The organism is bacterium Scap17 (assembly GCA_013376735.1).
GTDB lineage: Bacteria > Pseudomonadota > Gammaproteobacteria > Pseudomonadales > Halomonadaceae > Cobetia.
Genome location: VINJ01000001.1, coordinates 3,910,851 through 3,932,214 on the forward strand (window position 1 = coordinate 3,910,851; position 21,364 = coordinate 3,932,214).

The following is a 21,364-nucleotide window of genomic DNA, read 5'->3' on the forward strand; positions in this document are numbered from 1 at the left end:
CCTTTCGGGTCAGCCGTCGTGGGGGCGGGAAGCCTGAGCTTCCCGAGCTGTGGAATCAGACACCTCAGCAGTGCCGTGTAAGGGTGCCGTCGGCGCATCCGTCATCAGTGCGCTCAGCGGACGGCTGGCCAGCGGCAGGTCAGCCATCGAGGTCATGCAATCGAGCAACGCCTGCTCATCACCGGCAGGCGCCTCGCCCGCGGCCAGCGCGAAGAAGCGCTTCGCCAGGGCGATATCGGCGTAGATGGCGGCCTTGAGGGCTTCCAGGCCATCGAAGCGCTGTTCACCGCGCAGGAAGGCGCAGAAGCTGACGCGCATCGGCTGGCCATAGAGGTCTTCCGCGAAGTCCAGCAGATGGACCTCGAGCACCGGCCGCGGCGTGCCGACCGTCGGGCGCCAACCGATGTTGGCCACCGCCGGACAGTCGCGGCCGTCGGCAAGGTGCACCATCACCGCGTAGACGCCGGAGACCGCCAGCGGCGCATTCGGCAGCGGCAGGTTGGCAGTCGGCACGCCCAGCGTGCGACCCAGCTGGCGGTCCGCGACCACGCGCCCCTGCCAGTGGTGAGCACGCCCAAGCAACCGGGCGGCCAGCGCCATGTCACCGGCGGCCAGTACCTCGCGTACGCGAGTGCTGGAAACCCGCTCGTCGGCGATCTCGAAGGTGCGGGTATGTTCCACCGCAAATCCCTCGGTGGCGCCGATGCGCTCCAGCAGCGCGAAGTCTCCGGCGCGATCACAACCGAAGCGGAAGTCGTCACCGACCACCAGATGACGCACGCCGAGCCCATCGATCAGCACCTGCTCGATGAACTCACGTGCCGACAGCGAACGCAGCGTCTCATTGAAAGGCAGACACAGTACGCGCTCGGCGCCATGGCTGCCCAGCAGACGCACCTTGTCCGCCAGACGCGTCAGCCGCGGCGGCGCCTTGTCACCCGCGAAGAACTCACGCGGCTGCGGCTCGAACACCACCACCGTGGCGGGCAGACCATAAGCCGCCGCGCGCTCGCGAAGTTGCTCCAGAATCGCCTGGTGGCCGAGATGCACGCCATCGAAATTGCCGATGGTGGCCACACAGCCGCGACTGCCATCCTGCTTGCGCAGGCGGGCGAGATTGTGGAGTCCTCTGATCAAGTCCATGCGTGCATCACACAAGCCGCCGAAAGTGGTCGATTATAGCGAAGGGGCACGGCGCTGACAGCCACCGTTGCCCCACCAGGGAGAAAACAGCTGGAACCGGGGGCGCCAACCTGCGTGGCACCCGGGCAGCAGACTCAGCTCTGCATGCGGAAATGGCGCGGGCGGACACCGCACAGCCCCAACCACACCGCATAGGCCAGCACACCACCGACGACCAGCGCTCCCATCATCGCACAGCGCTCCCACAGCCCCCAACCAAGCCAGGTGGTCCAGTCCGGCGACAGCCACATCAAGCCGCCGCCCATCAGGGCGCAACCCCCGATCAGGGTCAGCGAATAGCGTCCCCAACCGGGCTGGAAGCGCAGCACGCCGTCACGATACAGGCCGCGTGCCAGCAGGCCCGCATTGAGGAAGGCCGACAGCGCCGTGGCCAGCGCGAGCCCGGCGTGCGCCAGCGGCACGATCAGCGCCAGGTTGAAGGCCATATTGGCGACCATCGCGATGATACCGATCTTGACCGGCGTTTTCGTGTCCTGACGCGCATAGAAGCCCGGTGCCAGCACCTTGATCAACATGAAGGCCAGCAGACCGAAGCTGTAGGCACGTAGGCTCTGGGCCGACATCACCACATCGTTGTCGGTCATCGCGCCGTAGTGGAACAGCGTGATCAATAGGGGTTCGGCCAGCACGCCGAGCGCCAGCGCCGCCGGCACCCCGATCAACAGTACCGAGCGCAGCGCCCAGTCGAGCATCTTCTGGAAGTGCTCCAGCGATTGCTCGGCGTGGCGCTTGGAGAGCGCCGGTAGAATCACCGTCCCGATGGCGATGCCGATGATGCCCAGCGGCAGCTCGACCAGACGGTCGGAGTAATAGAGCCACGACACGCTGCCGGTGACCAGAAACGAGGCCAGCACGGTATCCAGCAGCAGATTGATCTGCGACACCGAGACACCGAACAACGCCGGGGTCATCAACTTGAGAATGCGGCGCACGCCCTCATGGGCGAAATTCGGCCATGGCTTGGGCATCAGGCCAAGCCGCAGCAGGAACGGCACCTGGAACAGCAGCTGCACGCCACCGGCGATCAACACGCCCCAAGCCAGCGCCATGGCGGGTGTCTCGAAGCGAGGGGCCAGCAACAGCGCCGCGCCGATCAGGCTCAGATTGAGCAGCACCGGCGTGATGGCCGGCACCGCAAAGCGATTCCAGGTATTGAGCACGCTACCCGCAAAAGCGGTCAGCGAGATCAGCAGCAGATACGGGAAGGTCAGGCGCAGCATGTCACCGGTCAACGCCAGCTTGCCGGCATCGTCACCGAACCCGGGCGCGAAGACCCACACCAGCCAGGGCGCGCACAGCATCGCGACCGCGGTGATCAACGCAAGTACGATGCCAAGACTGCCGCTGACGGCATCCAGCAACTCACGGACCTCCTCCCGCGTCCGGCGAGTCGCATACTCCGACAGCACCGGGATGAAGGCCTGGTTGAAGGCACCCTCGGCAAACAGGCGGCGCATGAAGTTGGGGATCTTGAAGGCAACGAAGAAGGCATCCGCTCCGCTGCCGGCGCCCAGCAGTGATGCGATGGTCACATCGCGCGCCAGCCCAAGCACGCGCGACAGCATCGTCATCACGCTGACGATCAACCCCGAGCGCAACAGACCACCCCGCACCGGCAGACTGTCGCCCGAGCGGGTCTCGCCCTGGGCACTTGCTTGTGAAGCGGACTGCGCGGCGGCCTCGGCCCTGCCATCTTCTCCTCTGACTTCCTGCTCGCCTGTGGGCGACTCATCCTGCGGCTTGCTCACCCTGACACCCCTCTCGCTTCCCTGACCTGACACCGATGTCATCCACTCGACAGACAGACACAAAAAAACCGGCCGAAGCCGGTTTTTTCACACACATGCGTCTTAGACAGCCAGTGCCTTGACGCGTGCGTTCAGACGGCTCTTGACGCGAGCAGCCTTCTTCTTGGACAGGATGTCCTTGTCGGCGTAACGGTCGAGGACCTTCTGCGCGACATTGAAAGCGGCCATGGACGCAGCGTGGTCGCCAGTCTTGACGGCCTTCAGCACGTTCTTGACGCTGGTGCGCACGGCGGAACGCTGTGCGGAGTTGTGCTGACGACGGACTTCAGCCTGACGAGCGCGCTTGCGAGCTTGCTTGGAGTTTGCCACTTTGATGCTCCTTATGAGTCCACCCGTAGGCGCGTACTCATGAACTGGAATTTGGAAGACATTGTCGCTAGGCGACAGCGGGTCCCGTCATTTCTCGTGCTCGATACTTGACGCATGGAACCTCGAGAAATCAGCGACTTGGCGTGGAAGCCCCGCCAAACCTTCGCCATCGGAGCGGACCAGCATCCGACAGGACGGCAGAGTCTAGCACGACCCGCCCACATATCACCAGTCCGACACCTGCCCCGAAGGCAGCCCTCATGCGCCTTACAGCACGATGAGGTTATCGCGGTGGATCAGTTCCGGCGCCTCTATATAGCCCAGCGTCGCCTCGATCTGATGACTGGGCAGGCCGAGAATCCGTCCGGCATCTTCGGCGCTGTAATTCACCAGGCCCTTGGCGATGCGCTGGCCGGATTCATCGACACACTGCACCAGATCACCGCGCTTGAAGGCGCCATCGATCTTCCTGACGCCCACCGGCAACAGGCTGGAGCCACGCGTGGTCAACACATTGACGGCGCCGGCATCCAGCGTCAGGGTGCCGCGCACCTGCAACTGCCCCGCGATCCAGCGCTTGCGCGCCGCGATCGGCGCATGCTCCGGCAAGAGGAGCGTGCCGAAGCGCTCACCGGAAGCCAGCCGGGTGATGACCTCGGGCTGACGGCCAGAAGCGATCACGGTCAATGCGCCACTGCGCGCCGCGAGACGCGCCGCGCGCACCTTGGTCGCCATGCCGCCACGCCCGAGCAAACCGCCGCCGCCGGCCACCTTGACCAGTATCGGGTCATCGGCCTGGGCTTCCTCGATCAGGCTGGCCGCCGGGTCATGACGCGGATCGGCATCATAGAGGCCTTCCTGATCGGTGAGCAGCAACAGCGCATCGGCCTCGAGCAGGTTGGCGACCAGCGCGCCGAGGGTGTCGTTGTCGCCGAAGCGGATCTCATCAGTGACCACGGTGTCGTTCTCGTTGATCACCGGCACCACCCGCAGGTCGACCAGGGTGCGCAGCGCCGAACGTGCATTCAGGTAGCGCTTGCGGTTGGAGAGGTCGTCGTGGGTCAGCAGAATCTGCGCCGTGGTGAGGCCATGACGATGGAAATGCTCTTCATAACACTGGGTCAGGCCGTTCTGACCGACCGCCGCTGCCGCCTGCAGCTCATGCACGCCGCTGGGGCGAGCTGACCAGCCCAGCCGCGACATGCCGACGGCGATCGCCCCGGAGGACACCACGATCACCTCGACACCCCGCGCGTGCAGCGCCGCGATCTGATCGACCCAACGACCGATGCCGGCATCATCCAGCCCGCGGCCGTCGTCGGTCAGCAGCGCACTGCCGATCTTGACCACCACGCGTCGTGCACTGGCCAAGGCCTCGCGCCCCGTCTGACTGCCCAGCTCCGCCACTTCCGCCACCTTCTGCTCCGACACCGCGCTCTCTCCTGTCATGTCATCCCTCGCCGGCAGGCCCTGCCTCTCTGCTTGCCATTGTCTGCTCCCGCCAGCCCGCTGTCATCACTCCTCGCCGGCCCCGACAACGAAAACGCCCCGCCGCGAGACCATGAGGTTCGGGGCGGGGCGTGAATCGCGAAGCGGGTCGCTCGTCACTCGGTGGCTGCCGCTCAGGACAGCCACCGGACGAACTGAGACCTCAGGGCGCGTATTCGACTTCGACGTCGTAATCGTCGTCATTGAAGTCGTCATCGTCCTCTTCTTCGTCATCCTTCTTGCGCTTGCGACGTGTCAGGCGCTCTTCAGCGCGCTCCAGCGACTCGTTCTCCATGCGCGCCAGCAGGGCGGCATGTGCCTCGGCAGCTTCCGGATCTTCCACCAGCTGCAGGCGTTGCTCGCCCAGCCAGCGGTGCGCGGCCTGCACCAGCTCCTGGGTGCCGATACCGCTGGCCGCGGAGACGACGAACAGCTCGCCTTCCCAGCCCAGACGCTCAACGAGGTCCTTGACCATCGCGTCACGATCCTCTTCCGCCAGCAGGTCGACCTTGTTGATCACCAGCCAGCGGGGCAGCTCCGTCAGTGCCGAGGAGAAGTTCTCCAGCTCCTTGAGGATCGCCTCGACCGCATGCACCGGATCGCTCTCGTCGAAGGGAGCGATATCCACCACGTGCAGCAGCAGGCGCGTACGTGTCAGGTGCTTGAGGAAACGCAGGCCCAGGCCGGCACCATCCGCCGCGCCTTCGATCAGACCGGGAATATCGGCCATCACGAAGTGCTGGTGGCTACCGATCTTCACGACACCGAGGTTCGGCACCAGGGTGGTGAACGGGTAGTTGGCGACCTTGGGCTTGGCGGCGGAGACGGCGCGGATCAGCGTCGACTTGCCGGCATTCGGCATGCCGAGCAGACCGACGTCCGCCATCACCTTCATCTCGAGACGCAGGTTGCGGCGCTCGCCCCAGGTCCCCTTGGAAGTCTGACGCGGCGCGCGGTTGGTGGAAGACTTGAAGTGGATGTTGCCCAGTCCACGACGTCCACCCTGCGCGACCAGTACCAACTGGCCGATCTCCGTCACGTCGCCGATGATCTCGAGGGTTTCCTCGTCGATCACGGTGGTGCCGACCGGCACCTTGACGATCAGGTCCTCACCCGCCTTGCCTGCCATCTGGCGGCCTTGACCGGCATCGCCGCTCTCTGCCTGATAGTAGCGCTGGAACTTGAAGTCGATCAGGGTATTGAGGGAATCATCCCCGATCAGGTACACACTGCCGCCGTGCCCGCCGTCGCCCCCATCGGGACCACCGCGCGGCACGTATTTTTCACGGCGAAAACTCAGGCAACCATTGCCGCCACGTCCGGCCTCTACAATGATCGACGCTTCATCAAGGAACTGCATGCTGCTCTCTCCTGACGACGACCCGGGCCGTCATGCGACAAAAAAGCCCCGCCTGAGCGGGGCTTCCTTGCAGACCGTCCCACGATACCGGGGCATCGTCCAGTCTGCGTAAGCTGTCAGACGTTTCAGGCAGAAACGATGCTGACGAACTTGCGGTTCTTCGGACCCTTGGTCTCGAACTTCACGTGGCCGTCGGCCAGAGCGAAGAGAGTGTGGTCCTTGCCGATGCCGACGCCAGTACCAGCGTGGAAACGGGTGCCGCGCTGACGCACGATGATGTTGCCGGCGATAGCCGCTTGGCCACCGAACAGCTTCACACCAAGGCGCTTGGATTCAGAATCGCGACCGTTGCGGGTAGAGCCCGCCGCCTTCTTATGTGCCATTGGATAATTCTCCTATGGTGGGTAGCGCTGCAATTAAGCAGAGATACCAGTGATCTTGACTTCGGTGAACCACTGACGGTGGCCCGCACGACGCATGGAGTGCTTCCGGCGACGGAACTTGATGATGGTGACCTTGTCGCCACGGCCGTGAGACACGACCTCGGCAGAAACCTTGGCACCTTCCACCAGCGGAGCGCCGACCTTGATGTCGTCGCCTTCAGCGACCATCAGGACTTCGTCAAACTGGATAGCTTCGCCAGTCGCGACTTCAAGCTTCTCGAGCTTCAGGGTCTGGCCTTCCTGAACGCGGTACTGCTTGCCACCGCTCTTGATAACTGCGTACATGATTCTCTCCATCGGACTCATCAAGGGTGTGCTCTTGGGTGGCCTGCTGCGAGTGGCGCCCCTTCTGGAGCCATCTGACAGGGAGCGGGATGAGTCACGGCCGCGTATTATAGCGCCACGTGCCGCGACCGACAAGCAATGTCAAGGTTTACGCGACCAATCGGCCGCCAGCCAGCGTCCTTGCGCGGGTGCACGCCTTGACGGCCATAGGGGTGCCCCATAGCATTACCGCCAAACGGCACGCCACGGCGGCCTCACCTCTCGCTACGGGCACGACGATCTCATGCAAGCCGACGCATCGACCCTTCACGCGGCAGTGGCAGATGACTTCGCCGCCGTCGACCGCACTATCCTCGCGCAGCTCGAGTCGCGCGTGCCGCTGGTCCAGACCATCGGTCAGTACATCATCCAGAGTGGTGGCAAACGCCTGCGCCCGGTGCTGGTGCTGCTGGCAGCCCGCGCACTCGGCTATCAAGGCGAGAAACACGTTCATCTGGCCGCGCTGATCGAGTTCATGCACACCTCGACCCTGCTGCACGATGATGTCGTGGATGAATCCAGCCTGCGCCGCGGCCGTTCCACCGCCAATGACACCTGGGGCAATGCGCCGTCGGTGCTGGTCGGTGACTTCCTCTATTCGCGCTCCTTCCAGATGATGGTCGAAGTCGGCTCGATGGACGTGATGGCGATTCTCTCCGCCGCCACCTGCACCATCGCCGAAGGGGAAGTCCTGCAGCTGACCAATATCGGCAATGCCGACATTGATGAGGCCGCCTACTTCGAGACCATCCACGGCAAGACCGCCATGCTGTTCGAGGCGGCCGCCCATGCCGGCGCGATTCTGGCCAGGGAAACCGACGACACTGTCACGCCGGCACAGGTCAGCGCGCTGCAGAACTATGGCCGCTACCTGGGCCTCGCCTTCCAGCTGATCGATGATCTGCTCGACTATCAGGGCGATGCCGAGACCATGGGCAAGAACGTCGGTGATGACCTGGCCGAAGGCAAGCCGACCCTGCCGTTGATTCGCGCCATGCAGGTCGGAAGTCCGGCTCAGGCCAGCCTGGTGCGCGGCGCCATCGAGAAGGGTGGGCTGGAGCAGCTCGACGAGGTGCTGGAAGTGGTGCGCCTCACGGGCGGCCTCGACTATACCCGCAGCCGCGCTCAGGAAATGGCCGATAACGCCCTGAATGAGCTCAAGGCGCTGCCGGAGAGCGAATTCCGCGACAGCCTCGAGCGCATCGCGCTGTTGAGTGTCGGCCGCCAGGCCTGATATGCGCATGACGATGGCCTGCCTGGCAGGTCGTCGGTCAGTCGATCATGGCAGCAGAAGACCGCCGCCAACATGGCGAGAAGCGCCGGCAGGACGAGGTGAAGAGAAGCGTGCTTCTCGACAGCGGGATTGCCCCCTGAGACTCAGATAAAACTTTTTGACCTCAAGGGCTTGCAAAGCAAAGCTACCTGCGTATAATTCACCTCCGTCGAGACAAGCTCACGACGCATCGGAGTATAGCTCAGCTTGGTAGAGCGCTGCCTTCGGGAGGCAGAGGTCGTAGGTTCGAATCCTGCTACTCCGACCAGATATCTGAAAAAGCCGCTGATCACTGATCAGCGGCTTTTTTGACGCTGGAAGGTTTTCCTGCGGCTCATGCTGTCCAGTGACAAACTCCCCTCCAACGCCTTACATCCCTCAGGATGCCACATGCACACACTGCGCCTTGCCATGCTGTCCCTGCTGCTCACCTCTCTGCTCTCCGCCTGCGCCTCTACCCGTACCCAATGGGAGAAGCCCGGCGCCAACAGCACGGAGGCTCACAACACCTGGGCCGGCTGCCAGTACGAACTTGGCCTGACTGACAAGTCAGACAACGAGAAACAGACGCTGCTGAAGTACTGCATGGAGCGTGAAGGCTACCGACTGCAGAGCTACTGAGTCGCTCGCCTGCCTCAATCGGACATCCAGGTGTCACTCGCCTTGCGGGCCCGCTCGCGTCCAGCGCGCTCTCGGTCGCGGCGGGCCTTTTGCTTGAGGTAGTAACTGCGCAGGGCAAGGCCGAGACCGAAGGCCAGCATCAGGGCGAACACCAGCCCCTGCCAGGGGCGGGCGGCATCGCCAAGCCAGGTTTCCAGCACGACGATGGCGATCAGGCCAGTGGCCTGACTGGCAACGGCGATGGCACGGCTACGGTCATAATGATGTGACAGCATGGGGATATCCTTGGCGCGTCCTCGGCGGCAGAGCAATGCTCAGTGCGCGAGGCGTGGATGTCGAAGTCCGTCGATTATCGCATACTCGAGCCTCGCGACTGCAGCGCCTGCCCAGCGTTTGCCAAGCGCTTGCCACATACAGGCCGACAGACACTGCTGATTCGAACGCTCCCCGGACACCGCCAGAGGATAACCGCATGGATGCCATCGCCCTGGGCCCTGCCCTGATTTCCGTCGAACGCCTCTATGCCTTCGTGGCAGCCCTGGTGATGCTGATCGAGTTCTCGCTGCTGATTCGTCTGCTGGCACGCATGCACGCCAGAGGCACGACCGCGCCCGCTCACGATTCACCGCCGCTGAGCCCCTCGCGCTGGTTCAATCGCATGCTGGTCAGCTGGGTGATCGGTGCGCGCCTCACTCATGTCGCGCTGCACTGGGCAAGTTATCAGCAGGTACCGCTGGATATCCTCAAGCTGTGGCAACCGGGCTACCACCTGTTCGGCGGCATGCTGGCCGCGACCCTGGCCAGCCTGTGGCTGCTGCGCCGGCATGGCACGATTCGCCAGGTGATCGCGCTGGGCAGTCTGACCCTGGGCCTGACCGCCTTCCTTGGCCTCAAGCAACTCGACCCGCTGGGCAACGCCGCCGCCATCGAGGCGATGCCTGCCATCACCCTCAACCATCTGGATCGCCGCCCCGTCGCGCTGAATGACATCCAGGACGAGCGCGTGATCGTCAATCTATGGGCCACCTGGTGCCCGCCCTGCCGACGCGAGATGCCACTGCTGGCAGAGGCTGATCAGAGACCCGGCGTCACCGTGGTACTCGCCAATCAGGGCGAGCAGACACTGGCGGTGACCCGCTTTCTGAAAAGCGAACAGCTGACGCTCGAGTACGCGCTGCTCGACCCCGCCATGCAGCTGATGGCGCTGGCCGAGGCGCAGGGCCTGCCCGCGACCCTCGTCTTCGATGGCGACGGACAGCTGATCGAGCGTCATATCGGCGAGCTGAGCCGCGCCCAGCTGGACGCCCTGCTACCGGCGTCACGGCCATAGAACGACACACCGGTGGCCTCGTTCGATGCGACAAAGACGCTCGCCGCAAGAAAAGGCGCTTAAGCCACGGCGTCTGATCCGGTAAGATACCGCGCCCCTGTATTCCCGATTCCCGTCTTTGTCCTACCCCGAGGCTTCATGAGCGACTTCATTCCCGGTCAGCGCTGGATCAGTGACGGCGAGGCTGATCTCGGCCTTGGCACCATCCTCAATGTCGACTTCCGCACCGTCACCGTGCTCTTTGCTGCCAGCGAAGAAACCCGCACCTACAGTCTGCGCGAAGCGCCCCTTACCCGGGTGGCCTTCGGCAATGGCGACCGCATCCAGTCCGACGATGGCGAATGGCTGATCGTCGATGACTTCAAGGAAGTGCGCGGCCAGATCGTCTACATCTGTGAGCGCAGCGGCGAGCATGCCGGCGAGCTCATCGAGCTTCCCGAAGCCCGTCTGAACGACAAGATGCAGTTCAATCAGGCACGTGATCGCCTGCTGACTGGCCAGGTCGACCGCAATGACTGGTTCGACCTGCGCTATCGCACCCTGCGCCACTTCCACCGTGTCGAGCAGAGTCCGGCACTGGGCCTGTCCGGCCCCAAGGTCGATCTGGTGCCGCACCAGCTCTACATCGCCGATGAAGTCTCGCGCCGTCACGCGCCGCGCGTACTGCTGGCCGATGAAGTCGGCCTCGGCAAGACCATCGAAGCCGGCCTGATCCTTCACCGCCTGCTGCTCAGCGGCCGCGCCAGCCGTGCGCTGATCCTGGTACCGGCGAGCCTGACCCACCAGTGGCTGGTCGAGATGCTGCGCCGCTTCGCGCTGGATGTCTCGCTGCTCGACGAAGAGCAGTGCAAGGCCTACGGCACGCGCAACCCCTTCGAAGGCAACCAGATCATTCTGGCCAGCCAGGACTGGCTGTTCGCCAACCCGTCGCGTCAGGTCCAGGCTGCCGCCTGCGATTGGGACATGCTGATCGTCGATGAGGCCCACCACCTCGACTGGAGCGAAGACAAGGTCGGCCCGGGCTACGCCTGTGTCGAATCCCTCGCTCGCCAGATCGCCGGCGTGCTACTGCTGACCGCCACGCCGGAGCAGATGGGACTCGAGAGCCACTTCGCACGCCTGCGCCTGCTCGACCCGGAGCGTTACCACGACCTGGAGCGCTTCAAGGCCGAGGAACAGGGCTATGTGGCTGTCGCCAGCGCCATCGACGCCCTGGAAGCGCTGCCCGCGGACCAGAGCGGTCTCGACAGCCTCACCGAGGTGCTGGATGACGCTGACAGCCGCGCCCTGCTCGACACCCTGATGGACAGCGATGCCGATGATGCCCAGCGCGACAGCGTGCGTCGTCAGCTGCGTGACCAGCTGCTCGATCGCCACGGCACCGGCCGCGTGATGTTCCGCAACTCGCGCACCCATGTCGAAGGCTTCCCCGAGCGCCGTCTGCATGTCCACGAGCTGGAGCTGCCCTCCTCCTACCGTCGCGTGGTGCGCAAGCTGGAGCGCGACGAGGACTATCTCGATGACCTGCTGATCGAGACCGGCATGAACCACCCCGAGGTGGTGCTGTTCCTCGACGAGATGTATCGCGCCCTGCCCGATGACCGCATGAACGCCGAGCCCTGGTGGCAGATCGACCCGCGCGTCATGTGGCTGCTGGAAACCCTGACCGACCTCGGCAACGAGAAGGCGCTGGTGATCTGCCATACCGCCGATACCGCGCGTGAGCTGTCCGAAGGCCTGCGCGTGCTGGGCGGCGTGCATGCGCCGGTCTTCCACGAGGGCATGAGCCTGGTCGAGCGTGATCGCGCCGCCGCGGCCTTCGCCTCCGAAGAGGAAGGCGTGCAGCTGCTGGTGTGCTCGGAAATCGGCTCGGAAGGTCGCAACTTCCAGTTCTGCCACCACCTGGTGATGTTCGACCTGCCGGTACATCCGGACCAGCTCGAACAGCGCATCGGGCGCCTGGACCGCATCGGCCAGCAGTTCCCGATCGAGATCCACGTGCCGGTCTTCGAAGGCTCGCCGGGCGCCCAGCTGCTGCGCTGGTACCGCGATGGCATGGACGCCTTCAGCGCGCCGCACGGCATCGGCAGCGAGCTCTACACCCAGTTCGGCGACGAGCTGGAAGAGGCCCTGCTCGACAGCGAAGAGATCGACAGCATCATCGAGCAGACCCGCGAGCGCTTCGACGCCCTGCAGGAAGAGCGTCAGTCCGGCCGCAACCGCCTGCTGGAACTCAATGCCTGCCGTCACGAGCGCGCCGAGGAAGTCATCGCCGCCATCGAGACGCTGGACAACGACAAGGCGCTGCCCGGCTATCTGGAGCGCGCCTTCGACATCTTCGGCATCGAGAGCCGGGACCTCGGCGATGGCATCACCTATCTGGCGCCGGGCCCGCACATGCTCGACGGCCTGCCGGGGCTGGTGAAGGGCGAGGAAGGCTTCAGCGTCACCAGTGACCGCGCCACCGCGCTGTCACGCGAAGACGTGCAGCATCTGTCGTGGGAGCACCCGCTGGTCCGCGAGATGCTGGTCCGCATCCTGGACGGCTCGATGGGCAACACCGCGCTGGCGCTGCTCAAGCACCCGGCGATTCCCGGTGGCCGCCTGATGACGGAAGTGGTGTTCCGCACCCAGTCCACCGCGCCGCGCGGCCTGCGTCTGGGCCGCTTCCTGCCGCCGACCGCCATCCGTGTCCTGCTGGATGAAACCGGCAGCAACCTGTCCGACAAGGTGTCCTTCGGCGGACTGGCCAAGAACCTCAAGCCGGTCAAGAAGGCGGTCGCGCGTGACCTCATCAAGCAGAGCCACGCCACGCTGCGCAAGCTGATGAGCGATGCCGAGCAGGAAGCCGAGCGCGAACTGCCGACCATCGTCGAGCAGGCCCAGCAGCAGATGCGCGAGCAGCTCAGTGCCGAACTGGCGCGCCTGGAAGCCCTGGCCAGCCACAACCCGGCCGTGCGCGAGGAAGAGCTCGAAGCACTGCGTCAGGAGCGTGCCGCGCTGGACAGTGCCATCGAGACCACCCGTCTGCGTCTGGACAGCGTGCGCGTCATCGTCACCGTGGATGCCCACGAGCGTTGAGCTGACCGCAGGCGTCAGTGATGCACCTGAAACGCCCCACCTGCCATCGGCCGGTGGGGCGTTTTGCCGTGTGCGCCAGCGACAATGGCCCGCTGGACTTGCCAGATCGACCAGCGGCCGCGACGATGCCATCGCTTGCGTGTCACGATTCGCGGCCCATCACTTACGCCTCATCACTTGTGTTTCATCCCTTTCGTTTCATCCTATCGCTTCATTACTACAGAGCACCCCCATGGCGAGATCATATCCAGAGAGCGACGAGACAGCGTCAGGGCAGAGCTGGCAGGGAGAGCGCCTGGCCGAGGAAGGTGAGCGTGTCGCAAGGGTGGGGCTATCGCTGCTGGCGGCGGGCGATGACTGGTGGGCGATCGACAAGCCGGCCGAGCTGCCCTCCGTGCCGGGGCGTGATCCCTCGCGCTTCGACAGTGTCCATTCGCGCCTGTGCCAATTGAGCGACGATACCCGCGCCGTGCACCGCCTGGATGTGGCGACCTCCGGGGTGCTGCTGGTGGCGCGCAATGTCGAGGGCCAGCGGCGACTGTCGCGGCTATTCCAGTCGCGTACCATCGAGAAACGCTATGTGGCCGTGGTGGCAGGTCATCTCACGCCCGCCGAGGGCAGCATCGCCCTGCCGCTGCGCTGCGACTGGCCACGCCGCCCACGTCAGATCGTCGACTTCACGCATGGCAAGTCGGCACTGACGCACTATCGGGTCGAGCAGCATCTGACGCTCGCGGGCCAGCGCCCGGATGGTACGTCGCAGACCCTCGCCGCCAGCCGTGTTTCGCTGACGCCACATACCGGACGTTCACACCAGCTGCGCCTGCACATGCTGGCACTCGGCCACCCGATCATCGGTGATGGCTTCTATGCCCGCGGCGCGGCGCTGAATGCCAGCCCGCGCCTGTTGCTGCATGCGGCACGCCTGGTGATTCCGCCAGCCAGCGACAGCGATGCCCTACCACTGGTGCTGGAAGCGCCACTGCCCTTCTAGCATCGCCTTGCTGCCAAGACTCACTTGCGTGACAGGATATCGGCGAAGGCCACGTCGAGGGTCGGGTAATCGAAGGTGAAGCCGGCAGCCAGCAGACGCGCCGGCACCATGCGGGCGCCCTCCAGCAACAGGGTGCTCATTTCCCCCAGCCCCAGCTCAAGCGCCTTGGCCGGCAGCGGCAGGATCGCCGGGCGCCCCAGACCGCGAGCCAGAGCGTGGGTAAAGCCCATGTTGGTGACCGGATGCGGCGCGCTGGCATTGAAGGCACCGCTGAGACTGTCATCCGCCAGCAGGCGCTCGATGATGCGAATCATGTCGTGGCGGTGGATCCACGGCATGTAATGGCGTCCATCGCCCAGCCGCCCCCCGAGCCCGAGCTTGAAGGGCGTCAGCAGCTTGGCCAGTGTGCCGCCATCGGCCTCCATCACCAGGCCAGTGCGGATGATGGCCAGTCGCACGCCATATTCGGTGACGGGCATGGCGGCCGCTTCCCAGTCGCGACACAGGCGATGATTGAAATCGTCGTGGGGCGTCGCCTGTTCATCTATCTCGACATCGCCCGGCTCGCCCGCCTTGGGCTGTGCGCCGTAATAGCCCATCGCCGAACCGGACACCATCACCTGCGGCGGATGGCCTTCGGTGGCCAACTGCTGACACAGCATCACCAGGTGCTCGGTAGTCTCCAGCCGCGAACGGCGCAGCTCACGCTTGTGATCCTCGCTCCAACGCCGCCCGGCTATCGACTCCCCCGCCAGATTGACGATGCCTTCGGGCTGCCAATCCTTGAAGGCCAGCGACGAATCCGCCGCGACCACCGTCAGCCCCAGGTCGGCAAACTGGCGCTCAGCACGCTCCGGGCGGCGCGATACGACCGCCAGCGAGTGGCCCGCAGCGGCCAGTGACTGACACAGCGCCTGGCCGACGAACCCCGTTGCACCTGTTATCAATATTCGCATGTTGCCCTCCTCGGCGATGAAGCATCGAGTGTGCCGACTTCCGCCATAAATCTATACTTATATTGTACAATTATGCGCAAGAAGTTAACTTTAGCGTATCTGCTGTCGGGTCACATGACGACCCGTACCCCCAGAACACCGCCCGCGCAGGAGTCGCCTCCAGATGCCAGTATCGTCCATCGCCATCATCGGTGCCGGTATCGCCGGATTGTCTGCCGCCACCCGACTGACCGCGCAGGGCCATGCGGTAACGCTATTCGAGAAGGCGCGCGGCCCCGGCGGACGCCTGGCCAGTCGCCGCACTAGCGAAGGCCCCATCGACATCGGCGCGCAATACTTCACGGCGCGTGATCCACGCTTCCAGTCCGCGCTTGAGCAGTGGCGGGCCGCAGGCGTCGTCGCAACTTGGGGTGAGAGACTGTTGAGTCTCGGCAAGTCGGCGTCTGACGAGAGCCAATGGCAGCGGCTGCGCGATGATTCCACCCGCTACGTGGCCAGTCCGCGCATGAGCGCCCTGAGCCGCCACCTCAGTGAACAGCTGCCGGCCCATGCGAGCCTGCACAGCGAAACGCGCATCACGCGCCTGATCGCGGACGATGGCACGGCGTCAGACAAGCGCTGGCGGCTCGAGGACAGCGACGGTGATCAGCACGGCCCCTTCGATCACGTGGTGATCAGCGCGCCGGCGCCGCAGGCACGTGCCCTGTTGAGCACGGCCGGCACCGACGCCCAGGGGGCGGCGCTCTGCGAGGACTCGCTTGCCCCGGCACTGAGTCAGGCGCTGGCCCGAGTGGAGATGGCACCGACCTGGACACTGATGGCCACTCTGGAGACGCCGCTTCCCGCGCTGGGGGGCGACGATGATTGGCAAGGGTTGCTGGTCAGCCGCGGTGATGATGGCCCGCTGCGCTGCGTGATGCGCCAGCATTCGCGCCCCGGCCGCCAGACACCGTTACATGCCAAGGAGACCCTGAGCCTGCTGGCGACCGCTGGCTGGAGCCGGGCGAACCTGGAGAAGTCGCCACAGGAGGTCGCGACCTTGCTGTGGAAGGCCTTCGAGACACTGCCCGAGATCCGCGAGCTGGCGCCGGGCTGGAGCCGGGGCAAGGTCACCCTCACGGCGCATCGCTGGCGTTACGCCCATCCGACCCAGACACTGCCGCAGACCTCAGCGGCAGCCGGCCAGAATGGCGATGAACAGAAGGGCCATGTCCAGAAGGGACGTGACCAGAACGCCCAAGCCCACAATGTCTGCGGCCAGGGGGCATCCGGGCTATGGCTGGCCGGAGACGCCCTGCGTGGCCCACGCGTCGAGGACGCCTGGCTGTCAGGGCACGAGGTAGCCGAACAGCTGCTCAACACCCTCGTCGACAGCTGATACGCTGCCGCGACCCCTCATCGCCCACAGGATAGCTGCATGACTACATCCACAGATCACGACAACGCCTTGATTCTATTGGCCCATGGGTCACGTGACCCGCGCTGGCGCGAGCCCTTCGAGGCACTGGAAGCCACACTGGCTTCCCGCCTCAAGCGTCCGACGCGCCTGGCGTATATGGAACTGTGCGACCCGCTGCTGACCGACACCATCGATGCCCTGGCGGCAGACGGTGCCGCGCGTATCGACATCCTGCCGCTGTTCTTCGCAGCCGGCCGTCATCTGCGTGAAGACGTGCCCGCCATGCTGGAAGAATCGCAGCGCCAGCACCCCGACTGCCCCATCAGCCTGCTTGACCCGGTGGGAGCACATCCGGCCTTTGTCGAGGCCTTGATCCAGATTGTGGAGCAACAGGACAACGCCTAGACGGCCGATTTCATGACGGGACCTCCTGCGTCGAAGGCGCTGTGATGCACCTTCAAAACATGTGCACCGAGGATGCGACGCAGCTTGCCTCTTGTCAGGCTCTGGCGGCTGCGCCATCCTGATGCCCACATGTACAGCTAGTGCACAAGATGCATTGCCGGTATCCCACAGCGCCCCATGTGACGACACTTCAACTTTACCCTGTGTGTCGTCCTCACCTGTGCTTCACCCGGGATGCCTCGTCACCGCCAGAGGTAACACCATTCATGACTGACAAGGCCACGGAAACTGCCAGTTCGCCGCTGTTTCCGATCCGCGAAGTCTCTCGCCTGACCGGCGTCAATTCGGTCACGTTGAGAGCCTGGGAACGCCGCTACGGACTGATCGAGCCCCGCCGTACGCCCAAGGGGCATCGCCTGTATGCCCGCGAGGACATCGAGCGGATCGAACACATCCTGCAATGGCTCAACCGCGGAGTACCTGTCAGCCAGGTACGCGAGCTTCTCGACCAGCCGCAGCCGGAAAGCACGCCGATGCCGGACGAAGGCAGCTGGAGTGGCCAGCAGCAGCTGGCATTGGCCGCCATCGATGCCCAGGACGAGGCGCGTCTGGCCGAGCTGTACAACCAGAGTCTGGCGCTGTACCCGGTCAGCAGCGTGGTCGAGCGCCTGTGGCGTCCGCTGCTCGAACAGCTCGAGGAGCGTGGCACCGCCACCTTCGGCACCCGCCTGGCCCAGTGCTTCTTCGAGAGCTTCCTGCGCTCGCGCATCGGTGCCCGGCTGGTGTTTGCCAATCAGGAGCGTCACGCCCCGCACATCACGCTGACGCGCCTGCCGGAAGAACCGGGCCTCAGCTGGCTGCTGCTGTTCGCGCTGGTCGCCAGCGACGCCGGCTATCACGTCAGCCTGCTGGATGGCCCACTGCCGCTGGCGGAGCTGCCGCTGGCCGCAGAGCGCCTGCAGGCACAGGCCGTGGTACTGGTCGGCACCCAGGCAGAGCGCTCGGATGTCATGCGCCGTCAGTTGCCGCGGGTCGCAGAACAATTGAGCGTGCCGCTGGCCATCGCTGGCCCGGCCGCCCAGATTCGCCAGCAGGAGCTGGTAGACGGGCCCATCGAAGGCCTGGGAGCCGACCCGATTCAGGCGGTCGCTCGCCTGAGGTCCTTGATGGCACGTTGAACGCAGGCTCCTGCTCGGCATTGGTTTCACCGATCGCCAAGGAGCCCCGATGTCATCTGACTCACCATCCACCTCTTCCTCCGCCTCCGCGCCAGCGGGGGCTCCCCTGCAGCTGGTCTGGCTGCGCAGTGACCTGCGCGTACATGACAACACGGCTCTCTCGCAGGCCGCCGCACGCGGCCCGGTCGTGGCCGTCGTCGCCCCCTGCCTGGCGCAGTGGGTCGAGCACGGCCACGGAGCCAACAAGCTCGACTTCCTGCGTCGCGGCCTGCATGTCCTGCAACAGGCACTCGCCGGCTATCACATCCCGCTCAAGGTGCTCGACTGCGACACCTTCGCCGAGGTGCCCCAGGCGCTGGCCGCACTATGCGATCAGCTGGGCGTCCGGGCCCTGCATTTCAATGACGAATATGCCGTCAATGAGCGTGAGCGCGACCGACAGGTCCGTGAACTGCTTGCCGAGCGCGACGTCCGCCTGCATCGCTACACCGACATGCTGGCCTTCACGCCCGGCGAGCTGCTGACCGGCAAGGGCGATTACTACGGCGTCTTCACGCCCTTCTCCAAGCGCTGGCACAAGGAAGTCGATTCCCGACGTCTGGCGCTGAATGAGGCGCCTGAAGTGCAAGCCACGCCCCGCGATGCCAAGGGGCGCGAGATCCACGGCGACGCCATTCCGCCACTGCCCGAGACACTCAAGGGCAAGCCAGCGACAGCGCTGGACGCCGAGCTATGGCCGGCCGGCGAAGAGGCCGCACAGGAGCGCCTGGAACGCTTCCTGACCTTCCGCGCGCGCCGCTACCACGAGCAGCGCGATATCCCCGCCACCCGAGGCACCAGCGAGCTGTCGCCCTACCTGGCGCTGGGCATGATCTCGGCCCGCCAATGCTACGCCGCCGTACTGGCAGAGAACGGCAGCCTCGCCGATGGCGATGTCGGCCTGACCAGCTGGGTCAACGAGCTGATCTGGCGTGAGTTCTACCAGCACATCCTGGTCGGCTTCCCGCGCGTCAATCGCCACCGTCCCTTCCAGCGCCATACCGAGGCCCTGCAGTGGCGCGACGATGACGAAGGCTTCGCCGCCTGGTGCGAGGGCCGCACCGGCTACCCCATCGTCGATGCCGCCATGCGTCAGCTGGTGCAGACCGGCTGGATGCACAATCGCCTACGCATGGTGACGGCGATGTTCCTCACCAAGCATCTGCTGATCGACTGGCGGCGTGGCGAGGCCTTCTTCATGACCCATCTCGTCGATGGTGAGCTGGGCGCCAACAATGGTGGCTGGCAATGGGCGGCCTCCACCGGCACCGATGCCGCGCCCTATTTCCGCATCTTCAATCCGACCACCCAGGGCCAGCGCTTCGACAAGGACGGCGAGTTCATCGCGAGCATGGTGCCGGAGCTGGCCGAGCTGCCGGCCAAGCGGCGCCACCAGCCCAGTGCGGATGACTGTCAACGGACGGGCTACCCACGACCGATCGTCGATCACAAGGCCGCCCGCCAGCGGGCGCTGGATACCTTCAAGGCGCTGTCCAGAAGCGAATGACCCCTCAAGCGGCCTGCTGATCTTCAGCAGGCCGCTTGAGGGGTCATTCGCTTCTGGCCCCCCCCCCCCCCTATCCTTCAGGAGCGTTGCCATGCAATCGCTACCCGACGAGATAAGCCCGGCCCTGACTCGGGTATGTCGTCTTTACGAAAAGCTGGACAAAACCTCTACAGAGCTGCTCAAATCAGTCTACAGTGACGATATCGTCTTTCGCGACCCCCTGCATGAAGTCCACGGCCTGACAGCACTCAACGCCTATTTCTCAGGGTTGTACATGAATGTCGCCGCCATCGACTTCGTCTTCCATCACCCGCTGGGGCCGATACCTAAGCAAGCCGCCGGCCCTGTGGATGAAGGCAATGAACAGGGACTTGCCTGGCTCAGCTGGACGATGACCTATCGCCATCCCCGTCTGAACGGGGGCAAGGACATCAGCGTGCAGGGTGCCTCACGCCTCGAGTTCCGAGACGGGAAGGTCATTCATCACCGTGACTTCTTCGATGCCGGCGAGCTGCTCTACGAGCAGGTGCCCGTCCTGCGCAACGTGATCGGTCTGCTGAAACGTCGCATGGACTGAGCAGCATGACGACATCCATACGGACACGCCCGGCGTTCTCTGAGTCAGTGCCAGCAAGGCTCTCCCGGCCAGACACAGGCTGAAGACGCAGACAGGCACGCCACACACATACATGCCAAGGAGGGGAAATGGCCAGTCATGGTTCGAGCACCACATCGACAACCACATCGACGTCCGCAAAGGCTCGCAAACGTATCTGGCTGACCGGCGCCAGCTCCGGCATCGGCGAAGGACTGGCGCGCCGGCTGCTGGCAGATGGCCACCGGGTCGCCCTCAGCGCCCGCTCCGCCGACAAGCTGGAGGCCATCGCAGCCGATGCCGAGCAAGGCCCCGGGGAAGCGCTGGTCGTGACGCTCGACCTCACCGACCGTGAGGCCATCCGCGCGGCGGCCAGCCAGATAGAGGCCCGCTTTGGTGGACTCGACCTTGCACTGCTCAACGCTGGCACCTGCGAATATCTGGATGCACGGGAATTCGAGGCAGACCTGGTCCACCGCGTGTTCGCGACCAATTTCCAGGCCACCGTGGATGTGATCGAAAGCGCCTTGCCGCTGCTGCGCATGGCAGCGGCAGACGGCGGTGAGCGGCCGCAGCTGGCAGCGGTCTCCAGTGCTTCGGCCTATCTGCCGTTGCCTCGAGCCGAGGCGTATGGCGCCTCCAAGGCCGCAGTGAGCTACTTCCTGGAGTCGCTACGGCTGGACCTCGACAACCAGGGCATCGATGTCAGCGTGATTCACCCCGGCTTCGTCAAGACACCGCTGACCGAGCGCAATGACTTCCCGATGCCGATGCAGGTCACTGTCGATCAGGCGGTCGAGGCGATCGTGACGGGACTCGCGCGTCATCGGCTCGATATCCATTTCCCGCGACGCTTCACGCTGCTGGTCAAGTTGCTGGGCATCCTGCCCGCCCCCTTGCGACGCAGCATCGGGCTGCACATGACGCGCGGCTGATCTCGCGAACCAGAGCCCGGCTCACGAGAGTCTGGCGCACCCGGCAATACAGACAAGATTCGCCCGCACCGACGGCTCGACCACACTTCTGCTCATGACGACATGGTGCGTTCTAC

20 protein-coding genes and 1 tRNA gene are annotated in these 21,364 nt (G+C 64.8%); 12 read left to right on the forward strand and 9 right to left on the reverse strand.

The genetic code is table 11. The annotated features are described in order from the left end of the window. Positions 1-9: 9 nt before the first annotated feature. From ribF to rplU, 7 genes are all read right to left on the reverse strand, one after another. The gene (gene ribF / locus FLM52_16605) at positions 10-1,143 is read right to left on the reverse strand and encodes a bifunctional riboflavin kinase/FAD synthetase (GenBank protein NVN57351.1); all 1,134 of its coding nucleotides are present in this window, start codon (positions 1,141-1,143) and stop codon (positions 10-12) included. A gap of 134 nt (positions 1,144-1,277) precedes the next feature. Further along, complete coding sequence (gene murJ, locus FLM52_16610; GenBank protein ID NVN57352.1) at positions 1,278-2,993, reverse strand: murein biosynthesis integral membrane protein MurJ; 1,716 nt, start codon at positions 2,991-2,993, stop codon at positions 1,278-1,280. Positions 2,994-3,053: 60 nt separating this feature from the next. Next, entirely contained in the window at positions 3,054-3,320 is a 267-nt protein-coding gene (gene rpsT / locus FLM52_16615) for a 30S ribosomal protein S20 (protein NVN57353.1), read from the reverse strand. A 267-nt stretch (positions 3,321-3,587) separates the two neighbouring features. Then, a complete protein-coding gene (locus tag FLM52_16620; protein NVN57354.1) occupies positions 3,588-4,769 on the reverse strand; it encodes a glutamate 5-kinase in 1,182 nt (393 codons plus the stop codon). 202 nt (positions 4,770-4,971) lie between these two features. Beyond that, positions 4,972-6,168, reverse strand: a complete 1,197-nt coding sequence (gene cgtA, locus FLM52_16625) for an Obg family GTPase CgtA (GenBank protein NVN57355.1) — start codon at positions 6,166-6,168, stop codon at positions 4,972-4,974. A gap of 125 nt (positions 6,169-6,293) precedes the next feature. Then, positions 6,294-6,551 carry a 50S ribosomal protein L27 gene (locus tag FLM52_16630; GenBank protein NVN57356.1) on the reverse strand — a complete coding sequence of 86 codons (258 nt, stop codon included), beginning with the start codon at positions 6,549-6,551 and terminating at the stop codon, positions 6,294-6,296. Between the two features lie 33 nt (positions 6,552-6,584). Beyond that, positions 6,585-6,896: a 50S ribosomal protein L21 gene (gene rplU, locus FLM52_16635; protein NVN57357.1), complete on the reverse strand. Its 312-nt coding sequence runs from the start codon at positions 6,894-6,896 to the stop codon at positions 6,585-6,587. A 283-nt stretch (positions 6,897-7,179) separates the two neighbouring features. On the opposite strand from rplU, the gene ispB reads away from it, so the two are divergent. The 3 genes from ispB (at position 7,180) to FLM52_16650 (ending at position 8,829) form a co-directional block, all read left to right on the forward strand. Further along, the gene (gene ispB, locus FLM52_16640; protein ID NVN57358.1) at positions 7,180-8,169 is read left to right on the forward strand and encodes an octaprenyl diphosphate synthase; all 990 of its coding nucleotides are present in this window, start codon (positions 7,180-7,182) and stop codon (positions 8,167-8,169) included. A 230-nt stretch (positions 8,170-8,399) separates the two neighbouring features. Further along, positions 8,400-8,476 (forward strand) — tRNA-Pro (locus FLM52_16645). A gap of 122 nt (positions 8,477-8,598) precedes the next feature. Next, positions 8,599-8,829: a hypothetical protein gene (locus FLM52_16650; GenBank protein NVN57359.1), complete on the forward strand. Its 231-nt coding sequence runs from the start codon at positions 8,599-8,601 to the stop codon at positions 8,827-8,829. A gap of 14 nt (positions 8,830-8,843) precedes the next feature. Here FLM52_16650 and FLM52_16655 read toward each other — a convergent pair whose 3' ends face one another. Next, positions 8,844-9,104: a hypothetical protein gene (locus FLM52_16655; protein NVN57360.1), complete on the reverse strand. Its 261-nt coding sequence runs from the start codon at positions 9,102-9,104 to the stop codon at positions 8,844-8,846. Positions 9,105-9,301: 197 nt separating this feature from the next. Here FLM52_16655 and FLM52_16660 point away from each other — a divergent pair, with 197 nt between their 5' ends. The 3 genes from FLM52_16660 to FLM52_16670 all read left to right on the forward strand — a co-directional run bounded on the left by FLM52_16660 (position 9,302) and on the right by FLM52_16670 (position 14,234). Further along, positions 9,302-10,159: a TlpA family protein disulfide reductase gene (locus tag FLM52_16660; protein ID NVN57361.1), complete on the forward strand. Its 858-nt coding sequence runs from the start codon at positions 9,302-9,304 to the stop codon at positions 10,157-10,159. A 138-nt stretch (positions 10,160-10,297) separates the two neighbouring features. Continuing rightward, entirely contained in the window at positions 10,298-13,240 is a 2,943-nt protein-coding gene (gene rapA / locus FLM52_16665) for an RNA polymerase-associated protein RapA (protein ID NVN57362.1), read from the forward strand. Between the two features lie 232 nt (positions 13,241-13,472). Beyond that, positions 13,473-14,234: an RluA family pseudouridine synthase gene (locus FLM52_16670; protein NVN57363.1), complete on the forward strand. Its 762-nt coding sequence runs from the start codon at positions 13,473-13,475 to the stop codon at positions 14,232-14,234. A 20-nt stretch (positions 14,235-14,254) separates the two neighbouring features. On the opposite strand, the gene FLM52_16675 is transcribed toward FLM52_16670, so the two are convergent. Further along, positions 14,255-15,190 carry a TIGR01777 family protein gene (locus FLM52_16675; GenBank protein NVN57364.1) on the reverse strand — a complete coding sequence of 312 codons (936 nt, stop codon included), beginning with the start codon at positions 15,188-15,190 and terminating at the stop codon, positions 14,255-14,257. A gap of 163 nt (positions 15,191-15,353) precedes the next feature. On the opposite strand from FLM52_16675, the gene FLM52_16680 reads away from it, so the two are divergent. The 6 genes from FLM52_16680 (at position 15,354) to FLM52_16705 (ending at position 21,248) form a co-directional block, all read left to right on the forward strand. Next, positions 15,354-16,568, forward strand: a complete 1,215-nt coding sequence (locus FLM52_16680) for an FAD-dependent oxidoreductase (protein NVN57365.1) — start codon at positions 15,354-15,356, stop codon at positions 16,566-16,568. Positions 16,569-16,607: 39 nt separating this feature from the next. After that, positions 16,608-16,994, forward strand: a complete 387-nt coding sequence (locus FLM52_16685) for a cobalamin biosynthesis protein CbiX (protein NVN57366.1) — start codon at positions 16,608-16,610, stop codon at positions 16,992-16,994. 266 nt (positions 16,995-17,260) lie between these two features. Further along, positions 17,261-18,172, forward strand: coding sequence for a MerR family transcriptional regulator (locus FLM52_16690; protein NVN57367.1), 912 nt, complete (start codon positions 17,261-17,263; stop codon positions 18,170-18,172). A 49-nt stretch (positions 18,173-18,221) separates the two neighbouring features. Then, a complete protein-coding gene (gene phrB, locus FLM52_16695; GenBank protein ID NVN57368.1) occupies positions 18,222-19,718 on the forward strand; it encodes a deoxyribodipyrimidine photo-lyase in 1,497 nt (498 codons plus the stop codon). Positions 19,719-19,809: 91 nt separating this feature from the next. Beyond that, on the forward strand, positions 19,810-20,295 hold the full coding sequence (locus FLM52_16700; protein NVN57369.1) for a nuclear transport factor 2 family protein: 486 nt from the start codon (positions 19,810-19,812) through the stop codon (positions 20,293-20,295). 128 nt (positions 20,296-20,423) lie between these two features. Beyond that, positions 20,424-21,248: an SDR family NAD(P)-dependent oxidoreductase gene (locus FLM52_16705; protein ID NVN57370.1), complete on the forward strand. Its 825-nt coding sequence runs from the start codon at positions 20,424-20,426 to the stop codon at positions 21,246-21,248. Positions 21,249-21,364: the final 116 nt, after the last annotated feature.

What these genes read in the sequence shown, in the direction of transcription:
- ribF (NVN57351.1), bottom strand. Translation starts at nt 1,143, where the DNA reads ATGGACTTGATCAGAGGACTCCACAATCTCGCCCGCCTGCGCAAGCAG.
- murJ (NVN57352.1), bottom strand. Translation starts at nt 2,993, where the DNA reads ATGACATCGGTGTCAGGTCAGGGAAGCGAGAGGGGTGTCAGGGTGAGC.
- FLM52_16620 (NVN57354.1), bottom strand. Translation starts at nt 4,769, where the DNA reads ATGACAGGAGAGAGCGCGGTGTCGGAGCAGAAGGTGGCGGAAGTGGCG.
- cgtA (NVN57355.1), bottom strand. Translation starts at nt 6,168, where the DNA reads ATGCAGTTCCTTGATGAAGCGTCGATCATTGTAGAGGCCGGACGTGGC.
- FLM52_16630 (NVN57356.1), bottom strand. Translation starts at nt 6,551, where the DNA reads ATGGCACATAAGAAGGCGGCGGGCTCTACCCGCAACGGTCGCGATTCT.
- rplU (NVN57357.1), bottom strand. Translation starts at nt 6,896, where the DNA reads ATGTACGCAGTTATCAAGAGCGGTGGCAAGCAGTACCGCGTTCAGGAA.
- ispB (NVN57358.1), top strand. Translation starts at nt 7,180, where the DNA reads ATGCAAGCCGACGCATCGACCCTTCACGCGGCAGTGGCAGATGACTTC.
- FLM52_16650 (NVN57359.1), top strand. Translation starts at nt 8,599, where the DNA reads ATGCACACACTGCGCCTTGCCATGCTGTCCCTGCTGCTCACCTCTCTG.
- FLM52_16655 (NVN57360.1), bottom strand. Translation starts at nt 9,104, where the DNA reads ATGCTGTCACATCATTATGACCGTAGCCGTGCCATCGCCGTTGCCAGT.
- FLM52_16660 (NVN57361.1), top strand. Translation starts at nt 9,302, where the DNA reads ATGGATGCCATCGCCCTGGGCCCTGCCCTGATTTCCGTCGAACGCCTC.
- rapA (NVN57362.1), top strand. Translation starts at nt 10,298, where the DNA reads ATGAGCGACTTCATTCCCGGTCAGCGCTGGATCAGTGACGGCGAGGCT.
- FLM52_16670 (NVN57363.1), top strand. Translation starts at nt 13,473, where the DNA reads ATGGCGAGATCATATCCAGAGAGCGACGAGACAGCGTCAGGGCAGAGC.
- FLM52_16675 (NVN57364.1), bottom strand. Translation starts at nt 15,190, where the DNA reads ATGCGAATATTGATAACAGGTGCAACGGGGTTCGTCGGCCAGGCGCTG.
- FLM52_16680 (NVN57365.1), top strand. Translation starts at nt 15,354, where the DNA reads ATGCCAGTATCGTCCATCGCCATCATCGGTGCCGGTATCGCCGGATTG.
- FLM52_16685 (NVN57366.1), top strand. Translation starts at nt 16,608, where the DNA reads ATGACTACATCCACAGATCACGACAACGCCTTGATTCTATTGGCCCAT.
- FLM52_16690 (NVN57367.1), top strand. Translation starts at nt 17,261, where the DNA reads ATGACTGACAAGGCCACGGAAACTGCCAGTTCGCCGCTGTTTCCGATC.
- phrB (NVN57368.1), top strand. Translation starts at nt 18,222, where the DNA reads ATGTCATCTGACTCACCATCCACCTCTTCCTCCGCCTCCGCGCCAGCG.
- FLM52_16700 (NVN57369.1), top strand. Translation starts at nt 19,810, where the DNA reads ATGCAATCGCTACCCGACGAGATAAGCCCGGCCCTGACTCGGGTATGT.
- FLM52_16705 (NVN57370.1), top strand. Translation starts at nt 20,424, where the DNA reads ATGGCCAGTCATGGTTCGAGCACCACATCGACAACCACATCGACGTCC.